Source organism: Carnimonas nigrificans ATCC BAA-78, assembly GCF_000526695.1.
Lineage (GTDB): Bacteria > Pseudomonadota > Gammaproteobacteria > Pseudomonadales > Halomonadaceae > Carnimonas > Carnimonas nigrificans.
Window position 1 is genome coordinate 143,530 of record NZ_JAGO01000014.1, and the last position, 15,988, is coordinate 159,517.

Below are 15,988 nucleotides of genomic sequence, written 5' to 3' on the forward strand. Positions count from 1 at the left end.
GCCGGCTGCGAGGGCCGGCGGAGTCATGGTGATGATGGTATCGGATGCGCGCGAAGCGTGGGCTAGCGGTGATTCCCCAGCACATCGTCGAGAATCGAGAGCCCCTTTTCGACTTCGGACGCGCTAACGATACAGGGCGGCACTACATGAATGCGGTTCTCGACCACAAAGGGCAGCAGCCCCTTGTCGATCAATGCGCCTTTTATTTTTGCCATTTCCGACGCAGGGAGCGGTGCGCGGGTATCTGGGTTACTGACCAGCTCAAGGGCGTGGAAAACCCCCACACCGCGTGTCTCGCCGATGATCGCGTGCCTGGCGGCGATCTGTTGAAGGCCATCAGCGAGCACGCCGTTACCGATGCGGTCCGCGTTACCGACAATGTCCTCTTCTTCCATCACATCGAGGGTGGCGACGATAGCGGCCATCGCCAATGGATGGCCTGAATAGGTGAGGCCGCCGAAGAACATGTGATCGTCGAAGTAGCGACAGATCGGTTCGGAGATCACCACGCCACCCGCTGGCACATAGCCTGAATTGACGCCCTTGGCGAACACGATCAGATCGGGCTTAACGCTGAAGTGTTCGAAGGCGAACCAGCGTCCAGTACGGCCAAAACCCGCCATTACCTCATCAAGAATCAGCAATATACCGTGCTGATCTGCCAGTTGGCGGACTCCTTCAAGATAGCCCTTCGGTGGAATCAGCATACCCGCAGTGCCGGGAATTGATTCAAGCAGAATGGCGGCAATTGAGGATGGCCCTTCGCATTCAATGACGCGCTTGAGATGCTGCAACGCGCGCTCGCACTCTTCTTCCTCATTACTGGCCCAGAAATCGCTACGGTAGAGGTAAGGGTTGAAGAAATGGACGTGTCCGTGAGCGAATTCGTTGGGAATACGCCGTGGATCGCCGGTAGCCACAATAGCGGCTCCCGTGTTGCCGTGATACGAGCGGTAAGCAGAGAGAATCTTGCTGCGCCCGGTGTAGGCGCGCGCCATGCGAATGGCGTTTTCGTTGGCGTCGGCGCCTGCGTTGGTGAAGAAGACCTTCTCGAACTCTTGCGGTGTATGAGCGAGGATGCGCTTGGCTGCCTCACCACGAGCGAGGTTGGCATGTGCTGGCGCAATGGTAGCGAGCTGCTCGGCCTGGGCCTGAATGGCCGCAATCACTTTCGGATGCTGATGGCCAATGTTGGTATTGACCAACTGGCTGCTGAAATCCAGGTACTCCTTGCCCGCGTAATCCCACATCTTGCAGCCAGAGCCTCCCGCGAGCACCAGCGGGCTAAGATTGCCCTGCGCTGACCATGAGTGAAAGACGTGATGGCGATCAAGCTGATAGACATGGTCATTGGAAACATGATCGTTGGAAACAGCGTCAGGGGGAGTGGTGTCGTTCATGGCTGGCATCCTGTGTTTCCCGAATGGCGGGATATGAGGTAGAGAATGGGGCAGTGCAGCCCGTCTCGCAGAGCAATATTGGATAGATGACATGACACTAGCCATCTCAGGGTAGGACGAGGATGCCGGTTCGCCTAGGGCCAGAATTGTTCGGTGTTCGTGACAGGAAGCAGCGATGTCCCGACAAGTGACAACAACTGGCCCTACAGACCCGCTGGCAGGGCGGTTAATGTGTTTGGAACCCGTTCAACGTCTGCTGAGCATCGGCTCTACTGCGTTAAAAACAGTCCGAGCCTGTATAGCGCTAGCCCGCGAAACGTTGAATAGGCTCTTGACCCATTCACGCTCGAATGAGACCCGCAGGACATACCAAGAGCTGCCGGATGTTATTCACATTCGAGTGATCGACATCACATGAGTGGAAATCCAATGAGGAGAAGGTTGTGAACGACGTAGCTTTTATTACCGGAGCCACTTCAGGATTTGGACGCGCAGCAGCTCACCGTTTTGCTGATGCAGGCTGGTCGCTGGTACTTTCCGGGCGCCGAGGTGATCGTCTTGAAGCGCTGAAAGCGGAACTCTCCAGCAAGGTGGATGTGCATATCGCAGAACTTGATGTGCGGGACGACAAGGCCGTACAGGCCGCGGTTGATGATCTGCCGGAAGCGTTCAAGCGGGTGCGTACATTGGTCAATAATGCTGGTCTTGCACTGGCGGCCAAACCTGCTCAGAAGGTGGATCTGAAGGATTGGCACACCATGATTGATACCAACGTTACCGGACTGGTTAACGTGACTCATGCGCTGCTACCGACACTGATCGAGGTGGGGGGAGGCGCTACAATCATCAATGTCGGCTCTATCGCTGGTCAATGGCCCTATCCGGGGAGCCACGTTTACGGCGCCTCTAAATCCTTCGTCAAACAGTTCAGCTACAACTTGCGCTGCGACCTGCTCGGCACCGGCGTGAGGGTCACCGATCTTGCCCCCGGCATGGCCGAAACCGAATTCACGCTGGTGCGTACTGGCGGCGATCAGGCCGCATCCGACAAGCTCTATCGTGGCACCGAAGCCTTGACCGCTGAAGATATCGCTGAACAGATGTTTTACATCGCCACACTGCCAGCCCATATCAACTTCAATCGCCTTGAAGTGATGCCGACACGCCAGGCGTGGCAGGCATTCGCCGTTGACTACGACAGCTAAACCGACGGTTAGCGGGCTGGTGCCATCGACAAAGCGAGGTTTGGGTGTTTCTGCACCCTCGCCTCGCTGTTTGCGGTATTGGTGGTGAGAAGGTAAATGATGCTACCGCTGTGGTGCTCAGGTACTGCTGGACGCCGTGCTGATGTGTGCTAATTCAGGCGTCGCTTGAAGAAGTAGAAATATTGTGGGAAGGCAGAGGGGCTGCAGATAATTTTCTGGAAGCGCACAGAAAAGCTACCCATATCGCTGGAGCAGCGAAAGGGTAAGGTTGCCCAACCCCAAAACAAAAAAAAGAGACCATAAGTATATGATCTCTTTAAAAAATATTTGGTAGCGGGGGCTGGATTTGAACCAACGACCTTCGGGTTATGAGCCCGACGAGCTACCAGACTGCTCCACCCCGCATCAACGAGGACTAATCTTACAGGTTTTTTACAGAAGGTCAAGGCTTGGGAGCTTTTCTGTCTCTCGGGCTAGGTTCCTAACGCCCCTTACACCCGGTTTTCGCACTCCCTTCCGGCAACAAAGTCCTCAAGGTTGATGAGGGTGGTGTGGGCGATTTCATGTAGGGCTTCTTCGGTGAAAAAGCCCTGGTGCCCAGTAATCAGCACGTTAGGGAAGCTCATCAGACGCACGAATTGATCGTCGTCAATAAAGGTTTCTTCACGGTTGATGAAAAACAGCGGTTCTTCGTTTTCATAAACGTCGATCGCGAGACCGCCGAGCTGTTCGATTTTGAGAGCGGCGATTACCGCATGGGTGTCGATCAGCCCGCCCCGTGAGGTATTAATCAGCAGCGCGCCTTTTTTCATCTGGGCGAGGGTATCGCTGTTGATCAGATGGTGGGTGGATTCGAGCAGCGGGCAGTGCAGGCTGATAACGTCGGATGTTTTGAGCAGTTGCGGCAACTCCACCAGCGTGCCGATATCGTTGAACTCTTCACTGGGAAAGGGATCGCTGCCGATAACGGTGCAGCCAAGTCCTTTGAAGATGCGCGCAGTCGCCAGCCCGATGCGTCCGGTGCCGATGATGCCGACGGTTTTGCCGTGAAGATTGCGCCCTACCAGGCCATCCAGTGCGAAGTTGCCGTCCCGTACGCGGGTATAGGCGCGATGAATGTGGCGGTTGAGCGCCATGGCCAGCGCCAGCGCGTGTTCGGCGACAGCGGGGGGCGAGTAGGCGGGGACTCTGGCAACAAACATGCCGAGCTGGTGCGCGGTATCCAGATCGACATTGTTGTAGCCCGCGCAGCGCAGCAGCACTGCTTTAACACCGTAGCTGTGAAGCTGTTCGAGCACTTGCCGGTCAAGGGTGTCGTTTACAAATACGCAGACTGCATCACTATCGTGGGCGAGGGGAATGGTGTCGGTATCAAGCGCTGCTTCCTGATAGACAAACTCGCGAGGCGTGTTGGAAGGTAGGGAATCTGCGGCGCGTTCAAAGGAATCCTGGTCGTAACGGTGAGCGCTGAAAAAGGTGATCTTCATGAATAGTGCCTCTCACGTATAAATTTCTGGGTGTCGCTTTGCGTATTTGTCATCCATCTGATCTTGTGCAACAGCAGTGGACACGGGATTAAGTGCTTATGCTTTCTTCATCGCTGGATACCCTGCTTTATTCGGGGACTTGTGCCCGTTTGACAGGTGATAAAAGCGAATACAACGGCAATCCACGGCTTCATTGCCAGATGATGTGCGGTCGAACCCGTTAAGGGCATCTCCAGAATGCTGGAAATAAAGGCATAAAGTTGATGTTGGCGGTCGCCGCTCCCTTGATACGCTCGGGGCGGCTATCCTTGATAATAGGGCAGGGATTATTGCTGTCCCTGAGACAATATCGAATACACTCCAGCGATAGTGAATCAGAGGCTTCCTTGAATCACTTCTTGCTCTGCAAGCGGATCTTCGTCAAATCCTTCAACCCGAATATCATGACCAACGCTGCAATGACCGAGACAATGCCGAGATAATAAAGCGCCATATGGAAGTTGCCATAGGCATCAATCGCGGCACCAAAAATCAGCGGTGTCACAATGCCCGGAATATTGCTGAAGATATTAAATACGCCGCCCACGGTGCCCAGCAGCTTGTGGGGCGTCAGGTCGCTGAGTACGGTCCAGCACATGTTTGACAGCGCATTGGCGAAGAAACACACGGACATCAGTGTCACCAGCGCAATCGGCGTGCTTTCCAATGCACCGGCAAAGACGATCAGCGCTGAAACCAGCAGGCCCACAATGATCGGGAGTTTGCGGGCATTAACCAGCTTCAGGCCCCTTTTATACAGCAGGTCGCTGATAGTACCGCCGAAGAACACGCCTGCGGCAGCACATAAATAGGGGAACGGCGACAGAAGGCTCAAATAGGCGCGGGAGACATCCAGAACCTGTTCGATGTACACCAGAAACCAGGTCAGGAAGAAGTACATCACGCTGGATACCGCAAACTGGGCAACCACCAGCACCCAGAAGCGCAGGTGAGTAAAGTAGTCGAGATATTCGGCTCGCGTCGCGGGCTGGGCGTCCTGAGCGGCGAGTTTGGCATCCACGTTGGGCCGATAGCGAATGTAATTCAGCTCGGCTTCATTGGCGCGAGGCTGGTTGTCCGGTTCGCGATAACGTACCCACCAGACCAAACCGATGACAATGCCAATCATGCCCGTAATGAAGAACACCGAGGGCCAGCCGGCAAAGCCCATGATATAGGTGAGTACCGGCATCAGCAGCGCAATAAACAGGTACTGACCCGCAGAATAGATACCGATGCCACGGGCACGCTCCTGAGGCGGTAGCCACATGGCGGCAATTTTGGAGTGCGCGGGGAAGGTGGCTGCCTGCGAAAGACCTATCAATAGGCGGCATATCAGCAATACCCCAAACGCCAGCGCTGTCGATCCAACGATACCGGGAGTGGCGAAGCCCATAATGAGCGTAGCAGCGCTAAAGGCCAGTACCATGGCGGCGTAATACTTTTGCGTGCCAAAGCGATCAACCAGCAGACCGAAGGGTAGCGTGGCGATGACGTAACTCCAGGTGAACGCGGAGAGCAGCCACCCCAGTTGAACACCACTGATGCCCAGATCGTTCTGTAGTGACGTACCGGTCATCGCAATATTGGTACGATCCAGATAGTTGATGCCGGTGGCGAAAAACAGCAGCCCCACTACACCGAAACGTACTCGGGTGGCACCTTTGGGCGGTGTCAGGCTAGAACTGGATGGCGGTGTTACAGAACTCATAACGACTCCATGATGCTGGTGATAGTAGCGCGCTGGCCCAAATGACGATGAGGGCCAGCCATGAAGAAAAAGCAGATACTTACACTACCGCTGTCTTGAGAGTTTGCTGCGAAAACCAGCTCGCCAGGTTATCCAGAACCAGTGCCGTCATGGCATCACGGGTTTCTACCGTCGCGCTTGCCAGATGAGGCGTCAGTACCACACGTTCGTCATCTATTAGCGCTTGCGGCACATTGGGTTCGTGCTCGAATACATCCAGCCCCGCACCGGCAATACCGTTGCTCTTGAGCGCTTCTATCAGCGCCTGCTCATCGACAATGCTGCCGCGGGCCACATTGATCAGGAAGCTATCCTTGCCAAGTGCCTCAAGGATGGCAGCATCCACCAAATGATGCGTAGATGCGCCACCCGGCAGCGTCAGTACCAGATAATCGCTGGCACTGGCCAATGTGTTCAGCTCGCTGTAGAAGGTGTAACTCTCCGGGGCAGTATCGCTCGGTGCGACATCGGTATAGCCGATCTGCATATCAAATCCGGCTGCCCGCTGGGCAATCTTGCGGCCAATGCGCCCCAGTCCCACAATCCCGATACGTTTGCCTGTTACCTTGTAACCCAGCTCAAAGCCGCCGGAAGGCCATTTGCCCGCACGGATGAATCCGTCACCCTTGACGATGCGACGTGACAGGGAAAGCAGCAATGCCAGCGCCGTGTCGGCAACACACTCATTAAGCACTTGCGGCGTATTGCTGACTGCCACGTTATGTTCCCTGGCGGCATCCAGGTCGATGGCGTCAAATCCAACGCCGAAATCAGCGATTACCTCAAGGGCGGGCAGTGATTCAATCAGGGTACGATCCGCGCCAAAGCCGCCGGTGGTAACGATTCCACGGATCTTCTGCCCTTGGTGCGCCAGGAAGTCATCCTTGTCCTCGATTTCCCACCATTTATACAGCTCATAGTGTGAAGCCAGAGCTTCTTCCAGCGGAGCGTATACCTGTTCCATGGATAGTACAGCGGGCCTTGCGGTTGTAGTGGTCATATGGATTTACCCTGTTTTTTTGGATTGAGTGACTGCTCTCCGCCCTGAATAAGCACCTACTGCATCACGGATATTCCTTGGAGATTTGTAGGCTGATAACACGGAAGGGCGGTATCGCCTGATCTGCTGTAAAGCGAATAGAAGAGGTGCTTTTGATGGCTATCCATATTGATAGCGTGAGGCTGGAACACCTGCGTTGACCGTAATGAGACGGGCGCGTGGGAACTGTCTGCATTCATGTAATTCTTCCTGTGACATACCCACGATTGTTGACAGTATATAACCACACAAAAATTGTGGTCAATAAGCATGGCTGCCCTATATTTGTTGCCTTTATATGAAAGGGGATACGAGACCGAGCGGTTCTTCATCCAGAAAATGGGTGAATTTACCGGTTCTTGAAGGCGTTCGGTCATCATAGTGAGCAGGGCGCGCCGAAGGTAAATAGCGCACACGAATATTTTGTAAAAACAACAGGTTATATCGCCAGTGCTATTCAGGTAACGCTATTCAGACAGTACAGCAGTTAAGTGACACGAAGGAGTTGCAAAAGCTTCTTTCTGGTCTAGGTGCGCCGATCAATATCAGAACTTGAAGGAAGGGCATTGGCAGGTCGTATGTCGAAAATTGCCGACAGCGCTTCCCTGCATCAAACGGAGCGCCCTTTTGCAAATTCCTTGCAAAAGGTCAAGAAACGACGGGAAATATAGATAAATTTTGTGCGATATCGCAGTTCGCCACTGCGTCGGAACACAAAAATTGCTAGTCTCTGTCGAAAGTGGCGGTTGCGGCGTTTTTCAGCGCAGTGCAGGGTATTTTGAGTCTCTGTTTTCACTCCGTAGAGGTGCTTGCGACGCTCGTGAATCGAGCGCTGGGCATCAGGTTGAAAACAGACGGTTTTTGCCGCCGCCGCGCTTTGCATCAACACGGGCTGCACTGAGTGCATTGCCAATCGTTATCATGAGTCATAATCACCTACCGGATGCGCCATAGCATGTTGTTGAATACGAGTACCTTTCAGGTGTGGAGCGATCGATGAGCCAGGAGCTGAACGCCGAGTCGGCAGCCTTTACCTTTAAAGGCGGGATGCTGCCGATGACAGTGCTTGAGCTAGCCTCAAACGATGTCGATCTCATTGAACAGCAGCTCAGTGGGAAAATCAGTCAGGCGCCTGCCTTCTTCCAGCAAACGCCCGTGGTCCTGGGGCTGGATAAATGGGAAGAGGGCACCCTGGAGCTGGAAAGGCTGTGTGCAATGCTGCGCTCGCACAAATTGCTGCCGGTGGCAGTACGGGGCGGAAGCGATACCATCAAGCAGTCGGCATGGGCGCTGGGCATGGGGTGGTTTCCGCCCAATGAAGCGCGTACTCCCGCGCATGCGGCACCGGTTGAGCAAGTGGTGCGTGGTGCCAATCGCGAGGAGCAGGACGACGCTGTAAACCATTACGGGGCGCGCGTGTTCCGTGGTACGGTGCGTTCAGGGCAACAGCTTAGTGCGCCGCGTGGTGACCTGATCGTAGTGGGCGCCGTCAATGCCGGTGCCGAGATTCTCGCCGCAGGCAGCATTCATGTTTACGGTGCGCTGCGAGGCCGCGCGCTGGCAGGCATCCATGGTGATCTCGACGCAGCGGTATTTTGTCAGGAGCTGCGTGCTGAGCTTATTGCGATTGCCGGCAATTACAAACGGCTTGAAGATATTGATCCTGAAATGCTGGGTAAAAGCGTTCAGGCCCATATGGTAGAGGATCAGCTCGATATCAGTGCATTCGAGCTGTAATCGCCACGCATTCGGTTGCCAGTTGCACTGCCTCTGCTCTCTCCTGTCGGAAAATGCAGATAGAATCAGTGCAACGGAGAACAACGTAGAAAATTCGGCTCGTCCATTAATGTGGGAATAGCCACACAAGCCTTGAGGTGCTGGGCACCGCGCGAGGCTGGGCGTCGATAATAGCGTCATACAGGAAACTTACCTTGGCCAAGATCATAGTAGTGACATCAGGAAAGGGTGGCGTTGGTAAAACCACCAGCGCAGCAGCAATCGCCACCGGACTTGCACAACGCGGCAAAAAAACCATCGTCATTGATTTCGATGTGGGCTTGCGTAACCTTGATTTGATCATGGGGTGTGAGCGCCGCGTGGTGTATGACCTGATCAATGTGATTCAGGGGGAAGCGGGGCTTAATCAGGCGATGATCCGCGACAAGCGCATTGATAATTTGTATGTGCTGCCCGCTTCGCAGACGCGCGACAAGGATGCGCTCACGCTGGAAGGCGTTGAACGGGTACTTGATACGCTGAAGGAAAGCTTCGACTTTATCATCTGTGATTCCCCCGCCGGTATCGAACGCGGTGCCCAGCTGGCGATGTATTTTGCCGATGAAGCAGTGGTCGTGACCAACCCTGAAGTCTCTTCTGTTCGGGATTCCGACCGTATTCTGGGCCTGCTTAGCTCCAAGACGCGCCGTGCGGAACAAGGCGGGGAGCCTCTCAAGGAGCACCTGCTGATTACCCGCTATTCCCCGAACCGTGTGACCAGCGGCGATATGCTCAATCTTGAGGATATTCGCGAAATTCTGTCGATTCCGCTGCTGGGCCTGATTCCCGAGTCAGAAGCGGTATTGCGCGCCTCTAACCAGGGGGTGCCGGTAACTCACGATCACGACAGCGATGCTGGTCAGGCGTATGGCGACACGGTCGATCGCCTGCTGGGAGAAGACCGTGCGCTGCGCTTCCATGAAGAGCAGAAACGTGGATTCCTGAGCCGCATGTTCGGAGGGGGTCGTCGGTGAGACTGCTTGATTTCCTAAGGGGTGAGAACAAGAAGTCTGCGTCTGTCGCGAAAGAGCGATTGCAGATCATTGTCGCGCACCAGCGTGGTCAGCGCGGCCAGCCCGACTATATGCCGATGCTTGAACGTGAGCTGCTCGAAGTGATTCGTCGCTATGTCGAAGTAGACGATGACGCCATCAATATGAGCCTTGATCGCGACGCTGACTGCTCGGTACTTGAGCTGAACGTCACGCTTCCCAATCAGGAAGGCTAATGCGCTGGCGATCAGTGCCGATTGCGCTGGTCGCTTTTTCCCGCTTCCCACGTGTTAGGTAGCAAGCTGTGTCAGAGCCTACTTTCCTGTTCCACGACTATGAAACCTTCGGGGCAGACCCGCGGCGGGATCGTCCCTCTCAGTTTGCCGCCATTCGCACTGATGCTGATTTCAATCCGATTGGTGAAGCGGAAGTTCTCTACTGCCGTCAGGCGGAAGATTATCTACCGCACCCCATGGCCTGCCTGATCACCGGTATTACGCCGCAGCAGGCCAATCGCCGCGGCTTGCCCGAGATGGAGTTTGCCGAGCGCATCAATGAGCTGATGAGCGTGGCGGGCACCTGCTCCGTAGGCTACAACTCGCTGCGCTTTGATGATGAAGTATCGCGGCATCTGTTTTATCGCAATCTGCTCGATCCCTACGCGCGTGAATGGCAAAACGGCAATTCTCGCTGGGATCTGATTGATGCAGTGCGCACCTTCTATGCGCTGCGGCCTGAAGGCATTGAGTGGCCGATGCGGGAGGATGCCCAGGGGCGGCGTGCGCCAAGCTTCAAGCTCGATCAGCTCTCGGTAGCCAACGGTATCGAACACGCGGATGCCCACGATGCGCTGGCGGATGTTCGCGCCACCATCGAGATGGCAAAACTGCTGAAATCATGCAATGCCAGGCTGTTTGACCATCTGCTGGGGCTGCGTGACAAGCATCGCGTGAATGGCCTGCTGGATATCGAAACGCGCAAGCCAATGGTGCATATTTCGCGGCGTTATCCCGCTGCTCGCGGTTGTTGCGCGCTGATTGCTCCTCTGGCGCGTCATCCCAATAACCCGAATGGCGTGATTGTGGCGGATCTGTCGGTAGATCCTGAGCCGCTATTATCGCTGTCTGTTGAAGAAATTCGTCAGCGCGTGTTCGTTAGCCGTGAGGAGCTGGCGGAAGGTGTCGAGCGAATTCCGCTCAAGGTGGTGCAGGTCAATCGCAGCCCGGTGCTGCTGCCGATCAATACCCTGGATGCGGCGGCCGCCGAACGTCTGGATATTGACCGCGCTCAGGCGCAACAGCATTGGCAGGCGCTCTCGGGCGCCAGTGATCTGGCTGAAAAGGTTGCGGCGGTATTTTCAAGCGGCTATCAGGATTCACCCGATGATCCTGATCTGATGCTCTATTCGGGCGCTTTCTTTAGCGCTGCCGATAAAGCTGCCATGGCGCAGGTGCATCAGCATCATGGCTGGGATCTGGTCGGCGTCGCGCCGCCATTTCGCGACCCGCGTCTTGAAGAGATGCTGTTTAGAATGCGTGCGCGCAGCTACCCTGAAACGCTGGAAGGTGAGGATCGCGAACGCTGGGATGCCTTGCGCTGGGAGCGTTTCAACTCTTCTCAACTGTCGGCGCTGACACTGCAAGGCTTTGCACGCGAAATAGAACGGCTTAACCAGACGCTGCCATCTGAAGATGAACAGCAGCGCCGTTTGCTGGAAGAGCTGGCGATTCACGTTGAAGCGATCATGCCAGCGCAGGCGTTCGAATAGCGGTTACTGCCGCCGCAGTGCGTCGATGCGCGTGAGTCGCATGGTGACCGGTGTATCGAAGACAAGCAGAGTGCCCTCCAGATGCTGACCATCCTCGGTCAGTCTGAGAGGGCATTCATTGCCTGATTCGCACAGCGTGCCGTTAGCGCCGCGCAGCATCGGGAAGGCGCGCCCGAACTGCCACCACTGGCGCTTCACGCCATCTTCTCCCCGTGCGGTAACCAACGTTGCCATCTGACGCCAGTTGGCATCGCTGGGCTGATCTGCGGTGGCGGGCACGCGAACCGTTTGATCGAGCTGATAGTTGCGCGTGCCCATGCCGCTGTTTTGCCAGCTGATATCCAGATAAACGTAAGCATGTCCCATCGAAGTTCCCGGCACTTCTACCGGCTCATCCAGCTTCCACTGACCGACACGTTGATCGGCACTGATCGGATTACAGCCCGCTAATACCGCGCAGAGCGCGATCCAGGAAAAAGCGTGCCACTTCATAGCATGGCTCCTGTCATCAGCACCATCCCCAGTGCCATCGTCGCCTGAGTCACTTCTTCCAGTACGATCCGACGTTGCCGAAGCAGCCTGATGCCGCTTTTGAGCAGGTAGTAGAGGGTGCCGAGGGTAAATACAGCGATCCACGCCTGCCCGATCCATTGGTGATGGGCCGATAGAAAAGAAGCCGATGCCTGAGGCATGTGGTGATCCCCATGAGAGATCATGTGATGGGAATGCTGCGCCATCTCCCCCATGTTGCTCATCGCCAGCAGCATCCACGCCATCGCCGCCATCATCAGCGCGTGATACCCCATCGACAGGCGTGTCAGATTGCGGTGCGGGTCGTCGCTTGCGCAGCAGCCACCGCTGATACCCAGCCAGACAAACCACAGCAGGGCCACGCTGAACACCACTATCTGTGGCAGGGCTGGCAGTTGATGCCCCCAGGGCCAGCTCATGGCTAACATCGCTAGCGCCATCAGCAGGTGCCACAGATGGCAGTAGCGCAAAATAGAGCGTTCCGGCCTGATAACGCGGTAGGCAGAATCGACGGCGGCGAACGCGAACAGCACCGTTATCAGCCAGCGCAGCCAATCTGATTCGATCATGACAATATCCTCAAGAGATGGCGGGGGAGAGCGTGGCAGGGTGAATATCCCTGGCTCGACGCGCAGTATCACGACGAGCACCCAGGCGCTCCAGATGGATGAGGCCGGCTTCGCGGCGGTTCAGGGCGCTGGTTGATGCGTCCAGCAGCGTCTTGGTCGTTTCCAGGGAAATATCCGCCAGACGCGCCTCACGAATCAGTGCCAGACGCATTTCATCGAGTGCCGTCGCCTCTTGCTGAGGGGCACCTTGCAACAAGCCAATCGCACTATAGTGATCCAGCATCGCGCTCGACACGCCTGCATTGGCAGCCAGGGTTTTCAATGATGTATGGCTGTCAGATAGCGCAGTGTCATTGAGGGGGCGGCCTTCCACTACCTGACTGGTGATCGCCATCGCTCGGCTGATGCGCTGCTCAATGGCATCGAGATCAAGGGCTGAGGCACTGTTTGCATGACGCATCCAGGGCAATGGCTGCGGCAAGGGGATATTCTCCTGAGCGGCCAGCGCCAGCCAGCACAGGCGGCTGATATCGGCACTGCTGGCGAAGTGCTGGGCAGTTTGGTCGAAGCCTTTCTGAGCTGCCACGGCGGTAAGGGTTGCTTCCGGCACCGCGAGCAGGCGCGCTGCATCGGCAAGGCGATAAGGGGCATCATCATGCAGCAGCTCGGTAACGGCGGGCGCACCGGCAAAGGGCGGTTTGAACGGGCGCAGACGCAGTGCATTCAGCACCACCAGCAGGCTGGAGAGCGCCATCACGCAGGCCGCCGCCTGTGGCGACAGCATCCATTCGAAAAAGCTGTAGTAAAGACCCGCCGCAAGCGGGATGCACAGAATGTTGTAACCAAGCGCCCAGCCCAGGTTCTGGCGGATATTGCGCATGGTGGCACGCGATAGCGCAATCGCATTGAGCAGTTGCCCAGGATCGCTTTGCATCAGAATGATATCCGCGGCATCAATGGCGACATCCGTTCCTCTGCCCACCGCAATACCGACATTGGCGCTTGCCAGTGCGGGGGCATCGTTAATGCCATCGCCTGCGTAGACTACCCGATGGCCCTGCGCTAACAGATGTTGAATCACGTCATGCTTTTGGGTGGGATCCAGCCCGCCCCTGGCATCGGCCACACCGAGTGAATGGCCGACAGCCGCTACCGTCGCGGGGTGGTCACCGCTTAAGATCATCGGCGTAATGCCTTGCTGCTCCAGCGCCACCATAGTGCGTGCTGCGGTCGGCAGAATACGATCACCAATGATCGCGAGGGCAACCACCTTGCCTTCCACGGCGATAAATACCGTTGTCAGCCCTTGGGTAGCGGCAGCGGTAACATCTTTTTCGAAGGGGCGGATATCAATCTGCTCCGTCGCCATGGCGCTGTTGCCACCCACCACCACGCGCTGACCATTCACCTGCCCGGTGATCCCCTTGCCGGGCGTTGAAATAACGTCTGTGGCGCTAAAACCGTCGATATTACGGGCGTGGGCCGCATTGATGAGCGCCCTGCCGAGAGGGTGTTCCGAGTGGCGCTCCAGCGCGGCGGCAGCTCCGAGCGCTGCTGCTTCGCTACCGTGATACGCAATCAGTTGATGCAGCTCCGGCTTGCCGCGTGTGAGCGTGCCGGTCTTGTCGAAAATTGCGTAGTTGATGGTTTCAAGCTGCTGAAGCGCAGTAGAGCGCTGGAAAAGAATGCCGATGCGGCTGCCTTCGCCGCTGGCGACCATCACTGATGTGGGCGTGGCAAGCCCCATGGCACACGGACAGGCGATAACCAGTACGGAAATGGCACTCACGATGCCCATCATCCAGGCGACATTGGGCGGCGCCAGCGTTAGCCAGGTAACGAGCGAGCCAATGGCAATCAGCAAAATGGCCGGTACAAAACGGCGCGTGATGCGGTCAGCGAGGGATTGAATGGGCAGCTTGCTGGCCTGGGCACGCTGCACAATCTGAATAATGCGCGATAGGGTGCTGTGCTCACCGACGCGCGTGGCGCGGCAAGTGAAGCTGCTGCCGCAGTTGATGCTGCCACTTTCGATGGATGCACCGCGCTCACGCAGCACCGGCAGGGATTCGCCGGTCAGCATGGATTGGTCGAGCAGGGCGTCGGCATCTTCCACTATTCCATCTACGGGCAAGCGCTCACCGGGGCGAATACGGAGGCGATCATCCGTGTTGAGAGCACTAATGGCGACTTCTTCTTCTCCGGAAGGCGTTATGCGCAGCACCGTGCTCGACTGCATGGCTAACAGCTTCTCAATGGCGCTGCTGGTACGCCCTTTGGCGATGGCCTCCAGATAGCGCCCAAACAGGATCAGCGTGATAATCATCGCCGATGATTCGAAGTAGAGCAGATGGCTATTGGGCGGCAATAGCTGAGGTACAAACAGGATCAGCGTCGAGTATCCCCATGCGGCGCTGCTGCCGAGCATCACCAGCGAGTCCATGTTGGGGCTGCCGCGCCATAGCGCCGGCAGGCCGTGGCGATAAAAACGCCAGCCGGGGCCAAACTGAATCAGCGTGGCAAGAACACACATGCCTATGGCGACCTGCCAATAGGCGTTGGGGGTAAACATCAGCCAGAAGTCGAGATCGTGAATCAGGTGGCGGCCCATCTCGATCGCCATGATTGGCATTGCCAGCACTGCGGCAACCAGAGTAGCAACGCCAAGCCGCCGCCGCTCCCTGCGCGCATCGTCAATGGCATAGTGCGCGCTCTGGCGGCCCAGCGAGCGATAGCCAGCGTGTGCAATGGCCTCTTCCAGCCGCTGCTCATCAATGCCTTCGATGACCGAAAGGTGCACGGTGCCCATGGCCACATTAACGCTACAGCGGCGTACTTCTTCGACGGCTTCAAACTGCTGTTCGATGGTGGTGGCACAGGCGGCGCAGTACATGCCAGCGACCCGTAGGTCGATATCTTCGATGGCAAGCGCTATCTGCTGCGTTTCAAGGCAGGCCAGAATATCGGCGCGACTCGCATTGGCGTTCAGAGTGAGCGTAAGCGAAGTGCGGTCATTGGCAACGCTGACAGCCGTTACGCCATCGAGAGAGGTAAGTGCAGCGTGTATCGAGGCTATTCGCGAGGCATCGAGAGGTCTTGCCAGGGGAATCTCGAAGGAGGCGGAAACAGCGTCCTGATTGTGCATGAGGCTACTCGGACTGCTTTAGAGAAAATGTGGAACAGTAATGCTCATATGGTACCGCGTTTTACGGGAGGTCGAAGAGTGAGAGTGGTGTGTAAAAGTGGCGTGTAAAAACAGACGTTTGCCACCAAAACAGCGCCGAGCGAGTGTAAGAACAGCGCGCGCAGGACGCAACTCTCTTTCCCTATCAATGAAAAGTGAGAAGGGCAGCGGCCTGAAAGGGCTGAGCCGTCGCAGTGAATAACGTGGGTCGTAAGGTGTGGTGATTCAGCGCCCGCTCTAATAAGTGA

At 56.4% G+C, this 15,988-nt stretch carries 13 protein-coding genes and 1 tRNA gene; 5 read left to right on the plus strand and 9 right to left on the minus strand.

Annotation, left to right across the window (positions count from 1 at the left end; translation table 11 throughout):
* Nucleotides 1-62 precede the first annotated feature (62 nt).
* Complete coding sequence (locus L881_RS0109575) at nucleotides 63-1,400, minus strand: aspartate aminotransferase family protein (protein ID WP_025733481.1); 1,338 nt, start codon at nucleotides 1,398-1,400, stop codon at nucleotides 63-65.
* Between the two features lie 443 nt (nucleotides 1,401-1,843).
* Here L881_RS0109575 and L881_RS0109580 point away from each other — a divergent pair, with 443 nt between their 5' ends.
* Entirely contained in the window at nucleotides 1,844-2,605 is a 762-nt protein-coding gene (locus L881_RS0109580) for an SDR family NAD(P)-dependent oxidoreductase (RefSeq protein WP_025733482.1), read from the plus strand.
* A 328-nt stretch (nucleotides 2,606-2,933) separates the two neighbouring features.
* Here the strand turns inward: L881_RS0109580 and L881_RS0109585 are convergent.
* The 5 genes from L881_RS0109585 to L881_RS13790 all read right to left on the minus strand — a co-directional run bounded on the left by L881_RS0109585 (nucleotide 2,934) and on the right by L881_RS13790 (nucleotide 7,827).
* Nucleotides 2,934-3,010: transfer RNA gene (locus tag L881_RS0109585), tRNA-Met, on the minus strand.
* Nucleotides 3,011-3,096: 86 nt separating this feature from the next.
* Nucleotides 3,097-4,092 (minus strand): 2-hydroxyacid dehydrogenase, encoded by a 996-nt coding sequence (locus tag L881_RS13150; protein WP_034579128.1) that lies wholly within the window; start codon nucleotides 4,090-4,092, stop codon nucleotides 3,097-3,099.
* A gap of 391 nt (nucleotides 4,093-4,483) precedes the next feature.
* Nucleotides 4,484-5,842: an MFS transporter gene (locus tag L881_RS0109595; RefSeq protein WP_025733483.1), complete on the minus strand. Its 1,359-nt coding sequence runs from the start codon at nucleotides 5,840-5,842 to the stop codon at nucleotides 4,484-4,486.
* 79 nt (nucleotides 5,843-5,921) lie between these two features.
* The gene (locus L881_RS0109600) at nucleotides 5,922-6,881 is read right to left on the minus strand and encodes a 2-hydroxyacid dehydrogenase (RefSeq protein ID WP_025733484.1); all 960 of its coding nucleotides are present in this window, start codon (nucleotides 6,879-6,881) and stop codon (nucleotides 5,922-5,924) included.
* Nucleotides 6,882-7,530: 649 nt separating this feature from the next.
* On the minus strand, nucleotides 7,531-7,827 hold the full coding sequence (locus L881_RS13790; protein WP_156926542.1) for a hypothetical protein: 297 nt from the start codon (nucleotides 7,825-7,827) through the stop codon (nucleotides 7,531-7,533).
* Nucleotides 7,828-7,916: 89 nt separating this feature from the next.
* On the opposite strand from L881_RS13790, the gene minC reads away from it, so the two are divergent.
* The 4 genes from minC (at nucleotide 7,917) to sbcB (ending at nucleotide 11,456) form a co-directional block, all read left to right on the plus strand.
* Nucleotides 7,917-8,657 carry a septum site-determining protein MinC gene (gene minC, locus L881_RS0109605; protein WP_025733485.1) on the plus strand — a complete coding sequence of 247 codons (741 nt, stop codon included), beginning with the start codon at nucleotides 7,917-7,919 and terminating at the stop codon, nucleotides 8,655-8,657.
* Between the two features lie 194 nt (nucleotides 8,658-8,851).
* The gene (minD, locus tag L881_RS0109610) at nucleotides 8,852-9,670 is read left to right on the plus strand and encodes a septum site-determining protein MinD (RefSeq protein ID WP_025733486.1); all 819 of its coding nucleotides are present in this window, start codon (nucleotides 8,852-8,854) and stop codon (nucleotides 9,668-9,670) included.
* Complete coding sequence (gene minE, locus L881_RS0109615; protein WP_025733487.1) at nucleotides 9,667-9,924, plus strand: cell division topological specificity factor MinE; 258 nt, start codon at nucleotides 9,667-9,669, stop codon at nucleotides 9,922-9,924. Before minD ends, minE begins: the two co-directional genes overlap by 4 nt.
* Nucleotides 9,925-9,992: 68 nt before the next feature.
* Nucleotides 9,993-11,456, plus strand: a complete 1,464-nt coding sequence (gene sbcB / locus L881_RS0109620; RefSeq protein WP_025733488.1) for an exodeoxyribonuclease I — start codon at nucleotides 9,993-9,995, stop codon at nucleotides 11,454-11,456.
* 3 nt (nucleotides 11,457-11,459) lie between these two features.
* Here the strand turns inward: sbcB and L881_RS0109625 are convergent, their stop codons facing one another.
* From L881_RS0109625 to L881_RS13160, 3 genes are read right to left on the minus strand one after another with little or no spacing between them, the layout of a single operon-like run.
* The gene (locus L881_RS0109625) at nucleotides 11,460-11,948 is read right to left on the minus strand and encodes a hypothetical protein (protein ID WP_025733489.1); all 489 of its coding nucleotides are present in this window, start codon (nucleotides 11,946-11,948) and stop codon (nucleotides 11,460-11,462) included.
* Entirely contained in the window at nucleotides 11,945-12,556 is a 612-nt protein-coding gene (locus tag L881_RS13450; RefSeq protein WP_025733490.1) for a DUF5134 domain-containing protein, read from the minus strand. The genes L881_RS0109625 and L881_RS13450 overlap by 4 nt, the downstream gene beginning before the upstream one ends.
* Nucleotides 12,557-12,566: 10 nt before the next feature.
* On the minus strand, nucleotides 12,567-15,701 hold the full coding sequence (locus L881_RS13160; RefSeq protein ID WP_025733491.1) for a heavy metal translocating P-type ATPase: 3,135 nt from the start codon (nucleotides 15,699-15,701) through the stop codon (nucleotides 12,567-12,569).
* Nucleotides 15,702-15,988: the final 287 nt, after the last annotated feature.